The sequence below is a fragment of the Secundilactobacillus paracollinoides genome (genome assembly GCF_001702155.1).
GTDB lineage: Bacteria > Bacillota > Bacilli > Lactobacillales > Lactobacillaceae > Secundilactobacillus > Secundilactobacillus paracollinoides.
This window is the reverse complement of the sequence record NZ_CP014912.1, coordinates 2,407,958-2,424,389: the sequence shown is the minus strand read 5'-3', so window position 1 is coordinate 2,424,389 and position 16,432 is coordinate 2,407,958. Positions and strand designations below refer to the sequence as shown.

Below are 16,432 nucleotides of genomic sequence, written 5' to 3'. Positions count from 1 at the left end.
TGCAACCGTTTGTCTAGAGCGTGGAAGAAAGCGTCCAGAAGGTGGAGCACAAGAGGACTCTGACAGAAATTCCCGGGTTTGGAATTTTTGTCAGAGTCCTCTTGTGTGCAACCTTCTGCTTTCTGTAACGCGTTTCGGCACGGTAATCTAGAAAATCACTGTAATTTCATAATGATTGTCCTCCAAAAAAGAATCCTTAGCTACACGCCAATTTCGGAGTGTGGCCAAGGATTCTTTTTGATTAGGTAAAAATACGAATTTCTTTCCGGCAATTTTTGGGTAACCACGCCGAAACGCGTTTCGGAAAACAGAAAGCTGCTTGTAAGCTCACTCTGACGGAAATACCAGGTTCGGGCATTTCTTTGCGATTCTCTGTCCTCAAGCCGAAACGCGTTTCGGAAAACAGAAAGCTGCATGTAAGCCCACTCTGACGGAAATGCCAAGTTCGGGCATTTCCGTGTGGGCCTCTGTCCTCGAGTCGAAACGCGTTTCGCAAAACAGAAAGCTGCGCGTAAGCCGACTCTGACATAAAGGCCAAGATCAGGCCTTTATGTCAGAGTCGGCTTACACTCCGCTTCCTACCGTTTTCCTTCACGCTCTACCAATTTTTCAAACTGATTCAACCGTGCTTCAAACTGGTCAAACGCCTGGTCGAGATAGGTCTCTTGTGACATGTCTACGCCCGCCTTCTTCATCACTTCGATCGGATAATCAGAACTGCCCGACTTCAGGTAATTCAGATAAGCATCGCGCTTGCTAGTGTCCCCAGAAAGGATCCGGTCTGCCAGCGTATTCGCTGCCGCGAAGCCGGTGGCGTACTGGTAAACATAGTAGTTATAGTAGAAATGCGGGATTCGGGCCCATTCGTCCGCAATCTCCGGATCAGACTGAACAGCATCACCGTAGTAACGCTGATTAAGCTTCAGATAGTAATCACTCAAATGATCCGCCGTCAACGGGTGTCCCGCTGCATCTTCCTCGTGAATAAATTGCTCAAATTCAGCAAACTGAGTCTGGCGGAAGACAGTCCCCTTAAAGCCGTCCAGGTAATGATTTAACACAAAGGCCTGAACTTGTGGCTCGTCGTAAGTCTTCAGCAGATAGTCCGTCAACAACGTTTCATTAGTCGTGGATGCAATCTCGGCAACGAAAATGGAATAGTCGCCATACTGATATGGCTGGTTGTGACTACTGTAATAGCTGTGCATACTGTGACCCATTTCATGAACCAAGGTGTACAAACTTTCCAAATTATCCTGCCAGTTCAGCAAAATATACGGTGCCGTGTCGTACATGCCAGATGAATACCCACCAGAACGCTTTCCCTGGTTCTCAACAACATCGATCCAGCGTGAATCAAAGGCTGTTTTAACGTGGGATAGATAGTCAGGTCCCATCACATCTAAAGCTTTAAGTGCTTCATCACGAGCAGTCTCGTAGGTGTAGGTTAATTGTGGTTCCCCGGTAATTGGCGTATACAGATCATACATATGAAGGTCCGACAACCCCAAGATTCGTTTTCGAAGCGCCACATAACGGTGCAGTAACGGTAAATGGGCGTTGACCGCCTTGACGAGCGTGTCATACACACTCACAGGGATGTGATTGCCACTCAACGCTGCCTCACGGGCATCAGCATAATGACGCACCTGAGCGTTGAAATTATGCGTTTTAACGTTGCCAGCCAGTGTTGAAGCCAATGTATGGCGGAATTGGTGATAAACGGCATAGAGCTGTTTAAAGGCCATTTCACGTACGGCTGGTTTGGTGGATTGAATCAACTGATCATACACACCCTGAGACAGTTGAACGGCCTGACCATCATTATCTTCCACAACGGGGAATTCCAGGTCAGCATCATTTAACACGCCAAACGTGTTACTTGCCGTCCCGAGTGCATCTCCAGCTTGGGCCAATAATTTTTCTTCGTTGGGGGCCAAAACGTGATCTCGCTGATCCGTAATCGTATCGAGATAGTGTTTGTATTCACCGAGGGTACTGTTTTGGGCCAGCATGTTGTCAAGTGTTGCCTTATCAATGGCCAGCAGTTCTGGTTCAAACCACGCAATGGCACTTTCAAGACTGGTAAATAAGGTTTGCGTTCGGCCGCTTAGCGCTTGATTCTCAGCATTTCCGGTGTTTTCATCGTGCTTTAAAGACGCGTAAACATAGACTTTTTCCGCTCGTCGAATCACGCTAAGAATGCTTTGGATCGCATGCAGCAGCTGATCAGCACCAGTCGCTAGAGAGCCACGAAGGTCTTCTAATTCAGGAATCGCCTCCTGGACCTTGTTGAAGTCACCTTCAAAGTCGGCTGTTGTTGCATAAATTGGTGTGAGATCCCACGTGAATTTGGGATCTACTTCATCACGAGTTGGTAATTGTTTGACGTCTGCCAATTGCATTTCCTCCTTGAGTTCACTTGTTAAGGCTACTTTAGCATAATTGACACCAAAACGGCACGTCAACCATTTAGGCTGGCATAATTTGTCTGGTCACCCGCCATTTTTCAGGACCGACCCGGTGTAAGTAGCCATTATTCATGAGCGTTTGGACCCAATCGTCAAGAACAAGCTGCAACTGGTCACGAAAACGGCGCTCACTGCAATTTGCTAAATTGCCAATCACCAGCATTGGGCGTAGTTTTTCGACCATACAGAATAGCTGTGACTGATTCAATTCTTGATCCGACCCAAGTTCTGAAATCAATATCAGTAAACAGTAGCGAAAAATAGCGACTGAGTCACCAAAAATCGGCACGACGACTGGCTGATCAAAACAGAAGTCGGGAATCGTCTGTAACAGCCGGTGGTGACTATAACAAAAATTCTGCCATTGCATATACTTCGGTGTTCGATAGCGTAATCCGTGAACGATTTGTTGCCGCAATTGGTTGACTTGCCATGTCGTGGCCCGAATCGCCTTGTTTTCAATAAATTCATACTGGCCTGCACCTAACAGCCGATATCGTTGGTACCCGATCGTCCCCAAAAGATCGGTTTGAATCTGGCACCACAGTTCCATCGTGGCCGTCGCTGTCCGCCAAAACAGAAGGTACCACCCCCACGCTGCTGACCAGGTCACAAACGGTGCAACCTGTGCCTGTCTCGTCATATGCTGATAATACTGATTTCCTAACACCCAAACTGGTTTCAGCGCTAGCTGCTGGTAGCCCGCGTTGCGGCTTGTGAGTTTTTCTGGTGAAATTGCCGAACATTGAAATTCAATCGGCACCTGTCCTTTAGCTTGAGTAACGATCAGATCTGGTCGCTGTCTAATGGTCTTCAGATAAGGTTCCAGTTCGACCCTGTCCTCACCAAAATAATGCGCCATCTGCCACTTACCGGTGAGGTGTTGCTGACTTTCTGGTTCGCTGCTTACCGCACAGTGACTGCCTGACTGGTGCGCAAAGTGTGCCACCACTCGTTGACCGCGTCTAAGGATCACTTTCGTTCGGCAACCGGGACAATAATAGAGTGTCCGACGATCAGCAGCCGCGGCGATTATCACCTGATGGGACTGATTAATAGCTGTTAGCATGGTGTTGCCCCCTTTCACCTGGTAACTACGTGGGGATTGGGGTGTTTGGTTGTTTTTAAGTGTATTTTTTCTTGTCTAACTAATCGAAACGCGTTTGCAAGGACAAGTGAAGGCCACTGCAAAAAATGACTCCGGTAAAAATGTCGGCTTGGGCGTCCCTACCTGTAACTTTCTCAATTATATAGTGGAAACGCGCTCAGCAAGGCAGAGGGCTACTGCAGAAGACGAGTCTGGTAAAAATGCCAGACCCAGGCATTTCTACCAGACTCGTCTTCTGCTCCGCCCTCTAACCGCCTTGCTTCACGCTCTGCTCTAAAAAAAGCACCACATATCCACAATTAGATATGTGATGCTCTTATAGTGCCCTCATTACTTATTAAAATAACGCCGGGTCAATTCTAACGCTGTTTGGTCCATGATCTTTTGCGCGTGTTCGTCCAACACATCCGCTGTGATCGTGGTTTGTTCAGCATATTCATAGGCAACCGCTAATTCATCCTTAATGGATTCTGGTGATTGCTCGTTGATGCGAAATGAGAATTCAAGATAGTAGCTATCCTGGTAGTGATAGAGACTTGATGCAACGTCGGTCAGGTTTAAGACATTGGCAATCGCAATTAAATCATCAAACGCGTGAAGTTTAAGCACGACCGTGTGCAGCGGTGAGCCATTCGGTTTGCCAGCTAGCTGGTCGTCTGAATCATGTTCTTGCCGATCATCAGTGCCGTCTTGATCATCATCCGTTTGCATCAATTGCCGCTTCAGAAAATCCGGCACCTCTTCTTGTTTAATTGATTGAATCTGGGGTGCGTCATCATCGTCATCAGGTTGGTCTGGATCCACTTGGTCATCAGAAGCGTTACTTTTGCTGATAAACAACTCAAGACCGTTGCGATTCGGTAACACTTGGAATGTCACGGCATCTGTTTCTTGAAATTGATGATCAACATCGACCTCTTCCAAAATGCTGTAGAAGAAGTTTTCTATTTGCTTGTGGTTACCAAGCAGATCGAGGACGGTAATTCCCCGTTGGGTTAAATCGTCATTACCAATCAAAACACGAATTGTATTTTCGTTAATTCTTTCCATTTCCATGACCCAACACCTCTTTCTGCCGGTACCTTATCTTGCTACTTACAAGTTTAAAGGATTTTACGCGTTTGTAAAGTACCTGAGTGGTCTTTGACATGATTATATAAAATCCCCATAGTAAGTGCAAGTATATCAAGCGATTGGCCCAACGTCAAGCAAGACGTCATAGCAGATCGGCGCGTCGTTTTGCACGTTCGAGTTCGATCGTTCGAATGTGCCGTGGCAGAAACCGGCGAATCTCATCATCGTTATACCCAACTTGCAGGCGCTTGTTATCAAACAAAATTGGTCGCCGCAACAATCCTGGATACTTGGTGATCAAGGTAATCAGCTCATGAATAGACAACGTATCCATATCAAGGTTCAATGTCTTATAGCCTTTAGAGCGTTTAGAAATGATCTCCTCAGTCCCATTTTCAGTCAAACTCAAGATCCATTTGATCTGCTGCACACTGGGTGCCTGAACAAAGATATTTTGTTCTGTAAACGCAACGTCATTATCCTGCAGCCATTTTTTGGCTTTCCGGCAGGAGGTACAACTGGGTGAAGTAAATAAAGTTACTGTCATAGCATAGGCCTCCAAACTTGTCGGTATCGTCTGTGTTTGTCTCTACCCACAGTATAACGGAGGCCGCACGGTTTTAGAACCATGTTCACTAAAACATCAAACTAATCGCAAGGTTTCGTCACAATTACTTCAGAATATAGGTCTGGCGTAACTGGGCATGGCTCACACGCACCCGATCCCCTGCTGTTGCGCTGGCTTGCGCCACGAGCTGGTCAAGATCGCCCCACTGCGGTAAATGTGTCAGTACAAGTTGTTTCACGTTGGCGTCCTTAGCAATTTGACCAGATTTGCCAGCTGTAAGATGCCATTTTTTACCAGTCTTATCGTCGTAGAAATTTGTGTCCGTTAACAACAGATCAGCATCCTTTGCAAATGGTGCCAAGCCGTCAAAATAAGCGGTATCCGCCGTGAAGACAAGGGTCTTGCCAGTCGCCGTTTCAGTGATCCGCATCGCGTAGGCAGGCACGGGATGATGTGTCTCTAGAAACCGGATCGTAAACGGCCCGACTGTCAGGGTATCATCCGCCAAGTAGCCGTGTCCAACGCTTGCGTGCGGCCACGTCAGGGTGCCAAAGTTTAACGGGTCAGACGTTGGCCCATAGATGGGCAGCACATTTTGGTTGGGTCGTTCCTCATGAAGCTGCCAGTAGTATTGCAGCACCCCTAAATCGGCCACGTGGTCGTGGTGGTAGTGGGAAACGATCACCGCGTCAAGGGCCAGCGGATCCATGATTTCTTGTAAACTCAATAGCGCACCGCTGCCACAATCCAAAAGTAATTTATAATTGTCAGCCTCGATTAAATAGCTGCTCGTGCCGACACCATTTGCCGGATAGCCGCCGTAATACCCAATGACTGTTAGTTGCATAAGAGAATAACTTCCTTTCAAATAAGAATTAACATAAAAAAGTTGTTTACGTTTTCATTTGGTGCACATCACTCGTATAATAAGGATGATGAAGTAAAGGAGGAATGACTATGATTTCACAACTCAGTATCACCTTTGGCAGTAAGGACGTTCTCGAACAGGTCCAGGCAAAGAATCCGGATCGGCCGATGCTCCTGCTGGAAACCACTACGTCAGGCGAGCAACTTGCTTTGTTAGATGTGTCTGGTCAAGAATCAGTATTTGCCTCACCCGTCCATTATGACATTAAACTTCACCGTGGTACAACCGATTGGGGACGGTTTGTCAATTTCATGTATTTTGACAATCTATCACCAGATGACCAAAAAGTGTTTAATTCAAAGGCCAACCACTTTGTCACAACTGACGAGATGCCTGAGGGGCTTCACGCCATCTACTTTATGAAGGAAGAACATAACCGGTCAAACAATATCATTTTGACCGTCTGGGATACCAGTGAAGACTTCGCGGTCTGGAAACGCGACGAACGATTCAAACCATTTGTCTACTTCCAGCGACCGTTAAATAACTACCACGAAGCAAGTTATCAAAGCGTTGAGCAGGATAACTGACGACCATCCGCGTTAGTGGCCAAGTATCAGGAAACTAACGTGTTGTATCATTTCATCACATGAGAACCGCAATTATTACGTATCACCTAAAAAACACGTTTCAGCACTGGATAACCAGTCAGCTGAACCGTGTTTTTTGAAGTCACTCTTAATCGCGGCGAATCGTTAACGCGTTCAACGCAACGATCACGGTACTCAATGACATGAGGACGGCCCCCACCATGGGGGACAAGATGAACCCAATCGGCGCCAAAACGCCGGCAGCCAGTGGAATGGCAATAATGTTGTACCCAGCGCCCCACCAGATGTTTTGCGTCATTTTACGCGTCATGGTTTTGGCGAGTCGGATGAGCTTCACAATGTCATACGGGTTAGAATTGACCAGGATTACATCTGCGGAATCAATCGCCACGTCCGTCCCGGAACCAATCGCAACACCAATATCCGCCTGAGCAAGACTTGGTGCATCATTCACACCATCACCGACAAACATCACTCCGCCACGTTTTTGATAGTCCGTCACGAGGCGGTCCTTATCCTCTGGCAACAATTCAGCCTGAACCTCATCGATCCCAAGCACGGCTGCGACCGTTTGAGCAGCTTGGCGATTATCACCCGTTAGCATGACCGGAACCAGCCCATCTTGTTTCAACTGCGTCACCATCTTTTGTGCCTCTGGTTTGATCTGATCACCTTGGGCAACCACGCCCAAAACTTGCTGATTCTCAATGAGGTAGCTGATCGTATCCCCAGGATGCCCCGTGGCGATTTTTGGGACCGTTAAGCCTTGTTTTGCAACATATGTCGGGGACACGATCTGATAATGATGGTTGTCCAGGTCGCCAGCAAGGCCGACACCAGTTTGCTGATACACATTTTCAGCAGCCGTAACGTTTAGGTTAGCCGACTTTGCGGCACTCAAAATCCCAGTCGCTAACGGATGCGTCGACTGTTGTTCAAGCGCAGCCATTGTCGCTAAAACAGTGTTATCGTCCATTTCGTCTGAAAACGACTGGACGTCATTCACACTAAATTTACCAGCCGTCAGCGTTTCCGTTTTGTCCATCAAGACATACTTAACGTGATTGATCTGCTCCAACGCCGATCGGTTGGCAATCAACAGCCCGCTTGTGGCAGCCAGAGAGGTTACCCGTGCCACCACTAAGGGAATTGCTAACCCCAGTGCGTGCGGACAAGCAATCACAAAGACAGTCACTGCAATCGATAAAGCAGCCGCTAAATTACTCGTCATCAGCCAAACAATAAACGAACCAACACCGACTATCAACGCGGCGTAGAAGAGATAACCAGCAACTTTGTCGGCCATCGTTTCGGTTTGTGATTTATTATCTTGTGCGGATTGAACCAGTGTCATCACCTTCGATAGATACCCACTGTCGCCGGTACCAGTAATGGTAATTTCTAGTGTTCCAGTGCCATTGATCGTCCCGCCGATAACGGTATCGCCAGTTGTCTTTGCGACCGCCTTCGCTTCCCCCGTGACCATGGCCTCGTTAACGCTCGTCGTCCCGTCGTTGACTGTACCATCAGCCGGAATCTTTTCACCAGCCCGAATTTGGACGCGCTGACCAACCTGCAACGATGCCACCTTAACGTCGCTGACTGTGCCGTCTGCACCAATTAAGTGCGCAGAATCAGGCAACAGTTTGGCTAACTTATCAACGGCTGAACCGGCGTTCATCACTGCGCCCATTTCAATCCAATGACCCAGCAGCATAATATCGATCAATGTCGCCAGTTCCCAAAAAAAATCAGTCACAGTGGGCGTTACATGGAAAATATCGTTGGCAATCACCGCGTAAATGCTGTAGACATAAGCCACCGAAATGCCCATCGTAATCAGCGTCATCATCGCTGGTTGTCGCATCTTCAATTCGTTGCGCGCGCCTGAAAAGAACGGCTGACCGCCATAAATAAAAATGAACGTCCCAATAACCGCGACGACCCAATCAGACCCGGTAAATGTTATCTGAAACGGCAATTTCATCCCCATCATGGGTGAAAAGAGCACTATGGGTATCGTTAAAATTAATGAGACCCAGAATTTACGCCGAAGACTCCCCGTATCCATCATCATATGCGTGCCACCAGGCATCGTCATCGTGTCTTGATCCATATTAGCCATCTCTGACATATCCGCTGGATGTTCCCCATTCATTTTCATCATCTAACCTCCCAATGTCGTTTATTGTTTACAAATGTAAACTCTATATCTACACCCTATAATGACTCCTCAATTTTGTCAATGAATTAGGTTGCGTTACACTAAGAATATCATTAATTTAGGAGGTGCCCTCTTGAGCAACCAGGCTAACGCCAAATTATCACCACTAAAAGAACTCACCAGTGAACAGCAGCAACTCGTTTCCGCTGCAGAAGCGTTCGTTGATGCGCACTATCAAGACGACACCCCAAGTGTCTTCGTCATCACCGGCGATGCTGGCACTGGCAAAAGTGTTGTCTTAAGCCAACTGTTCTACGATCTTCAAAGTGCTGCGCACGATTCAGAAAGCCCGTTGTATAACAGCACAAACTATTTTCTGGTGAATCATCCGGAACTACTTAAAGTCTATCGCAACATTGCCGGTGACCTACCCAACGAGTACAAGAAGAATTTCCAACGACCAACCTCGCTCATTAATCGCTGTCGAAAAACTGGAGCCGGTTTTGATATTGGCATCGTGGATGAAGCCCATTTGCTGCTATCACAACCAGACCACTATAATAATTTTTATGGTGATAATCAGCTTCAAGAATTAATCGCAAGCTGTCGCGTCCTGATTATTGTTTTTGATGAGCGCCAAGTCTTGCGGTTAAAAACTTATTGGACAACGGCTCGTTTAAAACACTTACTTGCACCCTTTCATCAGCAGTGGTTTACGCTTCATCATCAATTTCGAATGCAGGCTGATCCAAGTGTCATTCAATGGATCGATGCGCTCACAACCAAGGGCGAAATTCTGCCAATTCAAGGCGCCTTTAAAAACCACTATGACTTCCGGATTTTCGATGATGCTGAAGAAATGCGGCAACAAATTGTCATTAAAAACAACCAGGTCGGTCTTTCTCGCATTTTGTCCACCACGGGATATCCCTCCATACTGGACGGCGGCAAGCATTACATTACTGAAGGCGCGTTTAAAATGCCCTGGGATCAATATAATTACACCGCCACTCCCTGGGCGGAAATACCCGAAACCATTAATGAAGTTGGCTCAATATATACGTGTCAGGGATTTGACTTAAACTATGCCGGCATTATTTTAGGGCCGCCAGTCGTCTTAGCTGGAGATGGGTCCCATCTTGCAATTGACACGCATCTCATTACAGATCCTGAAGCTTTTAAACGCCGACCTGACATGCAAGATAGTGCCACAATCAATGAAGCTAAAAGAACCTTGCTGTTAAACGCGATGAACGTCATCATGAAACGTGGCGTTCATGGACTCTACCTCTACGCACACGACCCGCGCCTTCGTGATCTATTAATGCACCTATATCGGCGGCTGAAAACTAATAGTGAGTAGCTCTGAATACGTCGTAAGCAGTAGATAACTGACCGTATTGAATACTGCGATTTCATCACAAATATAAAAAGAAGCCTGGTATGTCTCGTTCTTTGAGACATACCAGGCTTCTTACTATGATGCGTTCTTGTCTTCGTTCTTATCAGGAATTAGTACTCCAGCTTGCGCTCTTTTGACTGCCTCAAGATCGGATTCTTTGAAATTCCATGGTAAATAAGCTGCTAACTGTTCCTTTTTTGGGAAAGTTGGTAGTTGCGCAACTCCGAGTAGAATATATTCGATATATTTCGTCGGATCAATGTGATTGGCCTTGGCACTCTCGACAATTGTCATCCAAATTGCTGTTGATCTAGCACCTTCTGGGCTAGTACTGAACAGCCAGTTCTTTCGACCAATCACTAAACTCTTCATCGTTCGTTCAGCGGTGTTGTTGCTCCAGTCCATGGTTCCATCGTTCACGATTCGGCTCAGATACATGCGTTGATCAGCCGCGTAAGTCACGGCTTTACCTAGTCGGGACTTAGCTAGCCCGTCATAGTGATCGACCCACTGCCAGAACTGTTTTAAAAGCGGTCTTATTTTACTACGCCGACGTCGCTGGCGTACTCGTGGAGAAAAGTGTTGCCAGGTCTTTTCGAGTCGAAACATGCTGTTGATCAATCGCAAGGGTGTTTCAACGTACTGTTTATCGGCATCAAACGCATCTTTGAACTTTCGCCGGACGTGCGCCCAACAGCCGACGCGCTTGATTGCCTGATCACCAAGCAGATTATAGCCCGCATATCCGTCGCATTGTAACACGCCTTGATACGTGCTACAGAGTTGTTTCTGCGCGAATGAACCAGCTCTGGTCTGGCTATAAGCATAGTACACAATCCGATTGGTTAGCTTCAAAGGGATGGTCGCGACCCACATGTAAGATCTTGACTTTGCTGCCCGACCAGGCTCGTTAATAACTTGGATTGGTGTTTCATCACCTTGAAGGTGATGACGGGCAATTAATTCTCGGTGGATCAGACCATACAATGGTTCTATCAGTTGGCTAGTTTTGATGATCCAATTAGCTAAGGTCCCCTCTGAAACATTAAAGCCGCCCTGTTTAAGGGCTCTTTGTTGTCGATACAAGGGCAGATCTAACAGAAACTTGTCACTGATCACATGCGCTGCCAGCGATGCTGACAATGGACTATGGGCTAATAAACCATGCGGCGCCTGGCTCTGAAACATATAAGTAAGGCCAGTTTGTCTTTCACATTCACTGCAGGTGCCAGTTTCTATGTAGATTCTTTTAACGTACAGGCGTCCCGGTTCGTAACAGACAGACTTCTTGGCGGACAAATTTTTTGCCGACGATGAGCCAGTCAGAGTGTCCGTGAGGACACTGACTGGCTCATCGAATGGAATTAAAACGTCCTGAACCGGCAGGTCAGGACTGATTGTTTGTTTGCGTGTCTTCTTTTTCGACCTGATCTTGGTTATTACTTGGTAGGTCTCTTCGCTTTGGTTCCCAGTTTGCTCTGGTTCGGTAAAAACACCACTTTGTCCGAATAATGACAATTGATCAGAATTAATTCTTTCAGAGCTTTGGCCATAGATCTTTTTGGTTAAAAATGCCACCTGTTCTTCCAGAAGTAGAATCGTCTGTTTTAGTTCGTGCACTTCTTGTTTTAGCTCAGTGTTCTGTCGAATTAGTTCGGCTTCAATATTTTTTACGTGCTTAGCCATCGCATTCACTCCTTTCCGTATATAAGAGTTGTTGAAATGAGTTTACCACTCGCTAAACGGGTTTAAAAGCTATTTTTTGTGACCCGGTGGGTTCACTTGATGAATGGTCGACTCCAGCGACCACCCGCTCAGGAGACGAAGTAACTGTTTGGGATTTAGCTTACGAATTGCAGCTTGATCAACTGGCCATTGGAGTCGACCATTCTCAATTCGTTTGTATAATAACAGGAATCCGTCACCATCCCAGTACAGTGCTTTGAATCGGTCTTTACGACTCCCGCAGAACAAATATAACGCGCTGTTATATGGGTCCAAATCAAATTGATCTTGAACCACCCCAGCTAGACCATCAATTCCTTTTCTTAAATCTGTTTTTCCGCAGACCAGAAAGATCTGATGAAGCTTATTTTGATCGATTATCATCGCTAAACACCGCCTTTAGGAATGCATCTAAAATATAACCATTAATGTGATTGTAGATAATGACAGATTTGTTGGTGCCGACTTTGATGTGCATTGCTTTCGTCGTAACCGTTGGTTGCGACTGTGGCGTTTGACCCATGCGAATTTGAACAATATCAGGTTTTTCAGTCATAAAAAATTACCTCACCAATTTTATTTGATGAGGTAATCGTAAATCATTTTAGAGTTGATTTGAATACGGTCGGTTATCTACTGCTTACAATACGTCTAAAGGTGGCCAGTTTTTTGAAATAAGCATGGCAGCATTCCTAAGTTAGCTGCCATGCTTATTTTTGAAATCGAGTAGGAGGTAATTGATTAATTCAATTACCGACCTCTCACACCACCGTACGTACGGTTCCGTATACGGCGGTTCAATAATTTAAGCACTTTGTATTGACTGGAGTGTCTTGCTCATATTGATGAGTCCAAGGCGTTCCAGTCTTTTGTTTGTCAGAGTATAGGTCAATGTCTTGCTATGCGCAGTTCGCCAATAACCCTTACGGGTATTGGCCATTGTATAAGCACTGGTGCCAGAAAGCCCCAGTTTTACAAGATGATTGACCTTTGTTTTGAGCTTCTTCCACTGTTTCCAAATATACTGGCGAATCCTTGCTCGCAACCATTCGTCTAAGTGACGGATAAAATTGGTCATTTTCCCGACCGAATAGTACTGTAACCACCCACGCATCTTTTGATGAATCTCGTTAAACACCAGGTTTAACGAAACGCCCCGATTGCGCTTGGTCATTTTCCTGAGTGCAGACTTGATGCGTTGCTTGGCCTGCCAAGCAGGTCGCGCATACGCACCTCCTCGACCAACCCCCAAGGAAAATCCCAGGAACTTGGCCCGCAGAGGCGAACTTACTGATGTCTTGTCCTCATTGACGGTGACCTTTAGGTCGCCTTCAAGAAAGCGAGTAACATTAGTCAGAACCCGTTCTCCAGCACGTTTGCTTCGGACATAAATATTACAATCGTCCGCATAGCGGACAAACTTATGACCTCTGGAAGTTAACAGCTTATCCAGTTCGTTGAGATAAATGTTAGCCAAAAGTGGCGATAAGGGGCCACCTTGAGGGGTGCCTTTATCACTTCGTTCAAATAGACCACCATTCATGACACCGCTGGTTAGGAAGCGACGAATGAGATGCAGTATCCATGGATCCGTAATATACTGCTCAATAAATTTAATAAGCAGATCGTGGTTGACCGTATCGAAGTATGCTTTTAAATCGAGATCCACGACATAGTGATAGCCCTGATTGTAGAACTGAACCACTCTATCAATGGCATCTTTAGCACTTCGATTCGGTCGGAACCCAAAACTATTATCTGAGAAGACACGCTCAAATGTTGGCACCATGACTTGCGCCATGGCTTGTTGAACAAGTCGGTCAATCACAGTTGGTATTCCGAGCTTGCGTTTACCACCATTAGGTTTTGGAATTTCAACCCGCTTAACGGGACGAGGCCGATAGGTCTCGTTTTGTAAAGCTTGCAGTAATTCCTGTTTATGTTTCCTCAAGTAGGGCAACAGTTCGTCAACGGTCATTCCGTCTAGTCCTGCTGCACCTTTGTTTCTGCAGACGCGAAGATAAGCCTCGTTCAGGTTATTTCGGTCTAAGACTAACTCTTGAAACTTAGTGCCGTTCATCATCGTATTTTCACCAGAGTCAGTGCTACGCACCCCGACTTGTTCTTGGGCTTCCAGTCCTACTGTCCGCCGGCGGTCAGCTTTTTCTGTATTCTGCGGTTGTTGCACTGTCTCCACCTCCAATATCAATGATGACCTATTATTGTTCAGCCCTTCGTGGCAGATACCACTACTATGGCCTCGGCTGACTCCTGTATCGTTCTGCACCACATCACTGCGATGTTTGTTCCTGTGGCGCTTAGCGCGCCTCTTGTCGGGAACGTACGATACAGGCCTCCCCGGGTAAGAACGCCCACTTTCGTACCATGTCATTGCCAGCTTTACTGCGATGGCCTCGAGTAGTATTGGACTTTGGTTTGTTTGGCAACCTCGTCCGACCAACACAGCCTTATAGCTGATTCTTGTACATCAATGCGGTACTTTGTCGCCGACTTCCTTCAGATTCCACCTCACGATGGACACCCTTGTCATTGACTTGCGGTTCCGACTACTACGGCCCGCAACGGACTTTCACCGTCTAGTTGGCGCCCATGCCGGGCGCACCAAAAAAACGATGAACTCACATTCATCGTTTACTGACGGTCCGTACGAGACTCGAACTCGTGATCTCCTGCGTGACAGGCAGGCGTCCTAAACCAACTAGACCAACGGACCAAATTGCGGGAGCTGGATTTGAACCAACGACCTTCGGGTTATGAGCCCGACGAGCTACCAGACTGCTCCATCCCGCGATAATATTATTTTTATGACCCGTACGGGATTCGAACCCATGTTACTGCCGTGAAAGGGCGGTGTCTTAACCACTTGACCAACGGGTCATTTATAAAATGACTTAACTATTAATGAAACAACGGAGAAAGAGAGATTCGAACTCTCGCGCCGCTTACGCGACCTACACCCTTAGCAGGGGCGCCTCTTCAGCCACTTGAGTATTTCTCCAATGGGCCTAAATGGACTCGAACCATCGACCTCACGCTTATCAGGCGTGCGCTCTAACCAGCTGAGCTATAGGCCCAAAAAGCGGGTAACGAGAATCGAACTCGCGACAACAGCTTGGAAGGCTGTGGTTTTACCACTAAACTATACCCGCATTTGGTATTTCTATTGGCGTTGTTTTATTAATGGCGCGGGACGGAATCGAACCGCCGACACACGGAGCTTCAATCCGTTGCTCTACCAACTGAGCTACCGAGCCATAAAAGCGGTTCGTACGAGACTCGAACTCGTGATCTCCTGCGTGACAGGCAGGCGTCCTAAACCAACTAGACCAACGAACCAAATAGATATTTAGAAATAATTGCGGGAGCTGGATTTGAACCAACGACCTTCGGGTTATGAGCCCGACGAGCTACCAGACTGCTCCATCCCGCGATAATAAAAAGGAGGATGAGAGATTCGAACTCTCGCGTGGTTTGACCCACCTGACGGTTTTCAAGACCGTTCCCTTCAGCCAGACTTGGGTAATCCTCCATAAGATACAATAACAATGATATAACATTACTTGACCATAGTAAAGACCCAAGTTAATGGACCTTGTAGGATTCGAACCTACGACCGGACGGTTATGAGCCGTCTGCTCTAACCAACTGAGCTAAAGGTCCGAGCACTAATGATCAATCGCGGCGGGGGGGATCGAACCCTCGACCTCCCGGGTATGAACCGGACGCTCTAGCCAGCTGAGCTACACCGCGATGGTGTTTAAATAAAGATGAAACTATTTATTTAAATCGGGAAGACAGGATTCGAACCTGCGACCCCCTGGTCCCAAACCAGGTGCTCTACCAAGCTGAGCTACTTCCCGCTCAATGCACCCAGTAGGAGTCGAACCTACAACCTTCTGATTCGTAGTCAGACACTCTATCCAATTGCGCTATGGGTGCAAAATATTAAATTGTAACAATGCCGAGGACCGGGATCGAACCGGTACGGTCATCACTGACCGCAGGATTTTAAGTCCTGTGCGTCTGCCAATTCCGCCACCCCGGCGTTTTTGGCAAAAGCGGAAGACGGGATTCGAACCCGCGACCCCCACCATGGCAAGGTGATGTTCTACCACTGAACTACTTCCGCATATTCTGTTAAATGCCGACTAGAAGATTCGAACTTCCGACCCCCTGTTTACAAGACAGGTGCTCTACCAACTGAGCTAAGTCGGCAACTCAATAAATTAATGGGTGTAGAGATCCGAAATTTCTCTCGGTAATGAGCCGTGACAGGCTCGAACTGTCGACCCTCTGATTAAAAGTCAGATGCTCTACCAACTGAGCTAACGGCTCAATGGAGGATACAGGGCTCGAACCTGTGACCCTCTGCTTGTAAGGCAGACGCTCTCCCAACTGAGCTAATCCTCCATGAATGATA

The 16,432-nt window shown here is 46.9% G+C and carries 12 protein-coding genes and 19 tRNA genes; 2 read left to right on the top strand and 29 right to left on the bottom strand.

Annotated features, from left to right (window positions below):
- Nucleotides 1-578: 578 nt before the first annotated feature.
- The 5 genes from pepF to AYR61_RS10525 all read right to left on the bottom strand — a co-directional run bounded on the left by pepF (nucleotide 579) and on the right by AYR61_RS10525 (nucleotide 6,068).
- The gene (gene pepF / locus AYR61_RS10545; protein ID WP_156770479.1) at nucleotides 579-2,399 is read right to left on the bottom strand and encodes an oligoendopeptidase F; all 1,821 of its coding nucleotides are present in this window, start codon (nucleotides 2,397-2,399) and stop codon (nucleotides 579-581) included.
- A 73-nt stretch (nucleotides 2,400-2,472) separates the two neighbouring features.
- Nucleotides 2,473-3,540, bottom strand: coding sequence for a competence protein CoiA (locus tag AYR61_RS10540; protein ID WP_065902918.1), 1,068 nt, complete (start codon nucleotides 3,538-3,540; stop codon nucleotides 2,473-2,475).
- A 369-nt stretch (nucleotides 3,541-3,909) separates the two neighbouring features.
- Complete coding sequence (locus tag AYR61_RS10535) at nucleotides 3,910-4,635, bottom strand: adaptor protein MecA (RefSeq protein ID WP_056987193.1); 726 nt, start codon at nucleotides 4,633-4,635, stop codon at nucleotides 3,910-3,912.
- A 160-nt stretch (nucleotides 4,636-4,795) separates the two neighbouring features.
- Nucleotides 4,796-5,200, bottom strand: coding sequence for a transcriptional regulator Spx (gene spx, locus AYR61_RS10530; protein ID WP_056987194.1), 405 nt, complete (start codon nucleotides 5,198-5,200; stop codon nucleotides 4,796-4,798).
- A gap of 124 nt (nucleotides 5,201-5,324) precedes the next feature.
- A complete protein-coding gene (locus AYR61_RS10525) occupies nucleotides 5,325-6,068 on the bottom strand; it encodes an MBL fold metallo-hydrolase (RefSeq protein ID WP_065902916.1) in 744 nt (247 codons plus the stop codon).
- 110 nt (nucleotides 6,069-6,178) lie between these two features.
- On the opposite strand from AYR61_RS10525, the gene AYR61_RS10520 reads away from it, so the two are divergent.
- Nucleotides 6,179-6,679 carry a hypothetical protein gene (locus AYR61_RS10520; protein ID WP_054712375.1) on the top strand — a complete coding sequence of 167 codons (501 nt, stop codon included), beginning with the start codon at nucleotides 6,179-6,181 and terminating at the stop codon, nucleotides 6,677-6,679.
- A gap of 148 nt (nucleotides 6,680-6,827) precedes the next feature.
- Here the strand turns inward: AYR61_RS10520 and AYR61_RS10515 are convergent, their stop codons facing one another.
- Nucleotides 6,828-8,867, bottom strand: a complete 2,040-nt coding sequence (locus AYR61_RS10515) for a heavy metal translocating P-type ATPase (protein WP_404814630.1) — start codon at nucleotides 8,865-8,867, stop codon at nucleotides 6,828-6,830.
- Between the two features lie 130 nt (nucleotides 8,868-8,997).
- Between AYR61_RS10515 and AYR61_RS10510 the strand changes: the two genes are divergently transcribed.
- Entirely contained in the window at nucleotides 8,998-10,227 is a 1,230-nt protein-coding gene (locus tag AYR61_RS10510; protein WP_065902912.1) for a DUF2075 domain-containing protein, read from the top strand.
- 114 nt (nucleotides 10,228-10,341) lie between these two features.
- Here the strand turns inward: AYR61_RS10510 and tnpC are convergent, their stop codons facing one another.
- From tnpC to AYR61_RS10395, 23 genes are all read right to left on the bottom strand, one after another.
- A complete protein-coding gene (gene tnpC, locus AYR61_RS10505; RefSeq protein ID WP_065902910.1) occupies nucleotides 10,342-11,952 on the bottom strand; it encodes an IS66 family transposase in 1,611 nt (536 codons plus the stop codon).
- A 69-nt stretch (nucleotides 11,953-12,021) separates the two neighbouring features.
- On the bottom strand, nucleotides 12,022-12,375 hold the full coding sequence (gene tnpB, locus AYR61_RS10500) for an IS66 family insertion sequence element accessory protein TnpB (protein WP_065901706.1): 354 nt from the start codon (nucleotides 12,373-12,375) through the stop codon (nucleotides 12,022-12,024).
- Complete coding sequence (locus AYR61_RS10495; RefSeq protein ID WP_065901350.1) at nucleotides 12,356-12,547, bottom strand: hypothetical protein; 192 nt, start codon at nucleotides 12,545-12,547, stop codon at nucleotides 12,356-12,358. Before AYR61_RS10495 ends, tnpB begins: the two co-directional genes overlap by 20 nt.
- Nucleotides 12,548-12,796: 249 nt before the next feature.
- On the bottom strand, nucleotides 12,797-14,179 hold the full coding sequence (gene ltrA / locus AYR61_RS10490) for a group II intron reverse transcriptase/maturase (RefSeq protein ID WP_065900954.1): 1,383 nt from the start codon (nucleotides 14,177-14,179) through the stop codon (nucleotides 12,797-12,799).
- 471 nt (nucleotides 14,180-14,650) lie between these two features.
- Nucleotides 14,651-14,725 (bottom strand) — tRNA-Asp (locus AYR61_RS10485).
- A gap of 3 nt (nucleotides 14,726-14,728) precedes the next feature.
- Nucleotides 14,729-14,802 (bottom strand) — tRNA-Met (locus tag AYR61_RS10480).
- A gap of 15 nt (nucleotides 14,803-14,817) precedes the next feature.
- A tRNA-Glu gene (locus tag AYR61_RS10475) sits at nucleotides 14,818-14,889 on the bottom strand.
- Between the two features lie 33 nt (nucleotides 14,890-14,922).
- Nucleotides 14,923-15,010, bottom strand: a tRNA-Ser gene (locus AYR61_RS10470).
- A gap of 2 nt (nucleotides 15,011-15,012) precedes the next feature.
- Nucleotides 15,013-15,086: transfer RNA gene (locus tag AYR61_RS10465), tRNA-Ile, on the bottom strand.
- A gap of 4 nt (nucleotides 15,087-15,090) precedes the next feature.
- A tRNA-Gly gene (locus AYR61_RS10460) sits at nucleotides 15,091-15,161 on the bottom strand.
- Nucleotides 15,162-15,193: 32 nt separating this feature from the next.
- Nucleotides 15,194-15,266 (bottom strand) — tRNA-Phe (locus tag AYR61_RS10455).
- 7 nt (nucleotides 15,267-15,273) lie between these two features.
- Nucleotides 15,274-15,348, bottom strand: a tRNA-Asp gene (locus tag AYR61_RS10450).
- Between the two features lie 20 nt (nucleotides 15,349-15,368).
- A tRNA-Met gene (locus AYR61_RS10445) sits at nucleotides 15,369-15,442 on the bottom strand.
- 9 nt (nucleotides 15,443-15,451) lie between these two features.
- Nucleotides 15,452-15,541 (bottom strand) — tRNA-Ser (locus AYR61_RS10440).
- 57 nt (nucleotides 15,542-15,598) lie between these two features.
- Nucleotides 15,599-15,672: transfer RNA gene (locus AYR61_RS10435), tRNA-Ile, on the bottom strand.
- A 16-nt stretch (nucleotides 15,673-15,688) separates the two neighbouring features.
- Nucleotides 15,689-15,762: transfer RNA gene (locus AYR61_RS10430), tRNA-Met, on the bottom strand.
- Nucleotides 15,763-15,798: 36 nt separating this feature from the next.
- Nucleotides 15,799-15,872 (bottom strand) — tRNA-Pro (locus AYR61_RS10425).
- A 5-nt stretch (nucleotides 15,873-15,877) separates the two neighbouring features.
- Nucleotides 15,878-15,951, bottom strand: a tRNA-Arg gene (locus tag AYR61_RS10420).
- 20 nt (nucleotides 15,952-15,971) lie between these two features.
- Nucleotides 15,972-16,057, bottom strand: a tRNA-Leu gene (locus tag AYR61_RS10415).
- Nucleotides 16,058-16,069: 12 nt separating this feature from the next.
- Nucleotides 16,070-16,141 (bottom strand) — tRNA-Gly (locus tag AYR61_RS10410).
- A gap of 13 nt (nucleotides 16,142-16,154) precedes the next feature.
- Nucleotides 16,155-16,227: transfer RNA gene (locus tag AYR61_RS10405), tRNA-Thr, on the bottom strand.
- A 47-nt stretch (nucleotides 16,228-16,274) separates the two neighbouring features.
- Nucleotides 16,275-16,347, bottom strand: a tRNA-Lys gene (locus tag AYR61_RS10400).
- Between the two features lie 2 nt (nucleotides 16,348-16,349).
- Nucleotides 16,350-16,422 (bottom strand) — tRNA-Val (locus AYR61_RS10395).
- Nucleotides 16,423-16,432: the final 10 nt, after the last annotated feature.

What these genes read in the sequence shown, in the direction of transcription:
- AYR61_RS10540 (WP_065902918.1), bottom strand. Translation starts at nt 3,540, where the DNA reads ATGCTAACAGCTATTAATCAGTCCCATCAGGTGATAATCGCCGCGGCT.
- AYR61_RS10535 (WP_056987193.1), bottom strand. Translation starts at nt 4,635, where the DNA reads ATGGAAATGGAAAGAATTAACGAAAATACAATTCGTGTTTTGATTGGT.
- spx (WP_056987194.1), bottom strand. Translation starts at nt 5,200, where the DNA reads ATGACAGTAACTTTATTTACTTCACCCAGTTGTACCTCCTGCCGGAAA.
- AYR61_RS10525 (WP_065902916.1), bottom strand. Translation starts at nt 6,068, where the DNA reads ATGCAACTAACAGTCATTGGGTATTACGGCGGCTATCCGGCAAATGGT.
- AYR61_RS10520 (WP_054712375.1), top strand. Translation starts at nt 6,179, where the DNA reads ATGATTTCACAACTCAGTATCACCTTTGGCAGTAAGGACGTTCTCGAA.
- AYR61_RS10515 (WP_404814630.1), bottom strand. Translation starts at nt 8,867, where the DNA reads ATGATGAAAATGAATGGGGAACATCCAGCGGATATGTCAGAGATGGCT.
- tnpC (WP_065902910.1), bottom strand. Translation starts at nt 11,952, where the DNA reads ATGGCTAAGCACGTAAAAAATATTGAAGCCGAACTAATTCGACAGAAC.
- tnpB (WP_065901706.1), bottom strand. Translation starts at nt 12,375, where the DNA reads ATGATAATCGATCAAAATAAGCTTCATCAGATCTTTCTGGTCTGCGGA.
- AYR61_RS10495 (WP_065901350.1), bottom strand. Translation starts at nt 12,547, where the DNA reads ATGACTGAAAAACCTGATATTGTTCAAATTCGCATGGGTCAAACGCCA.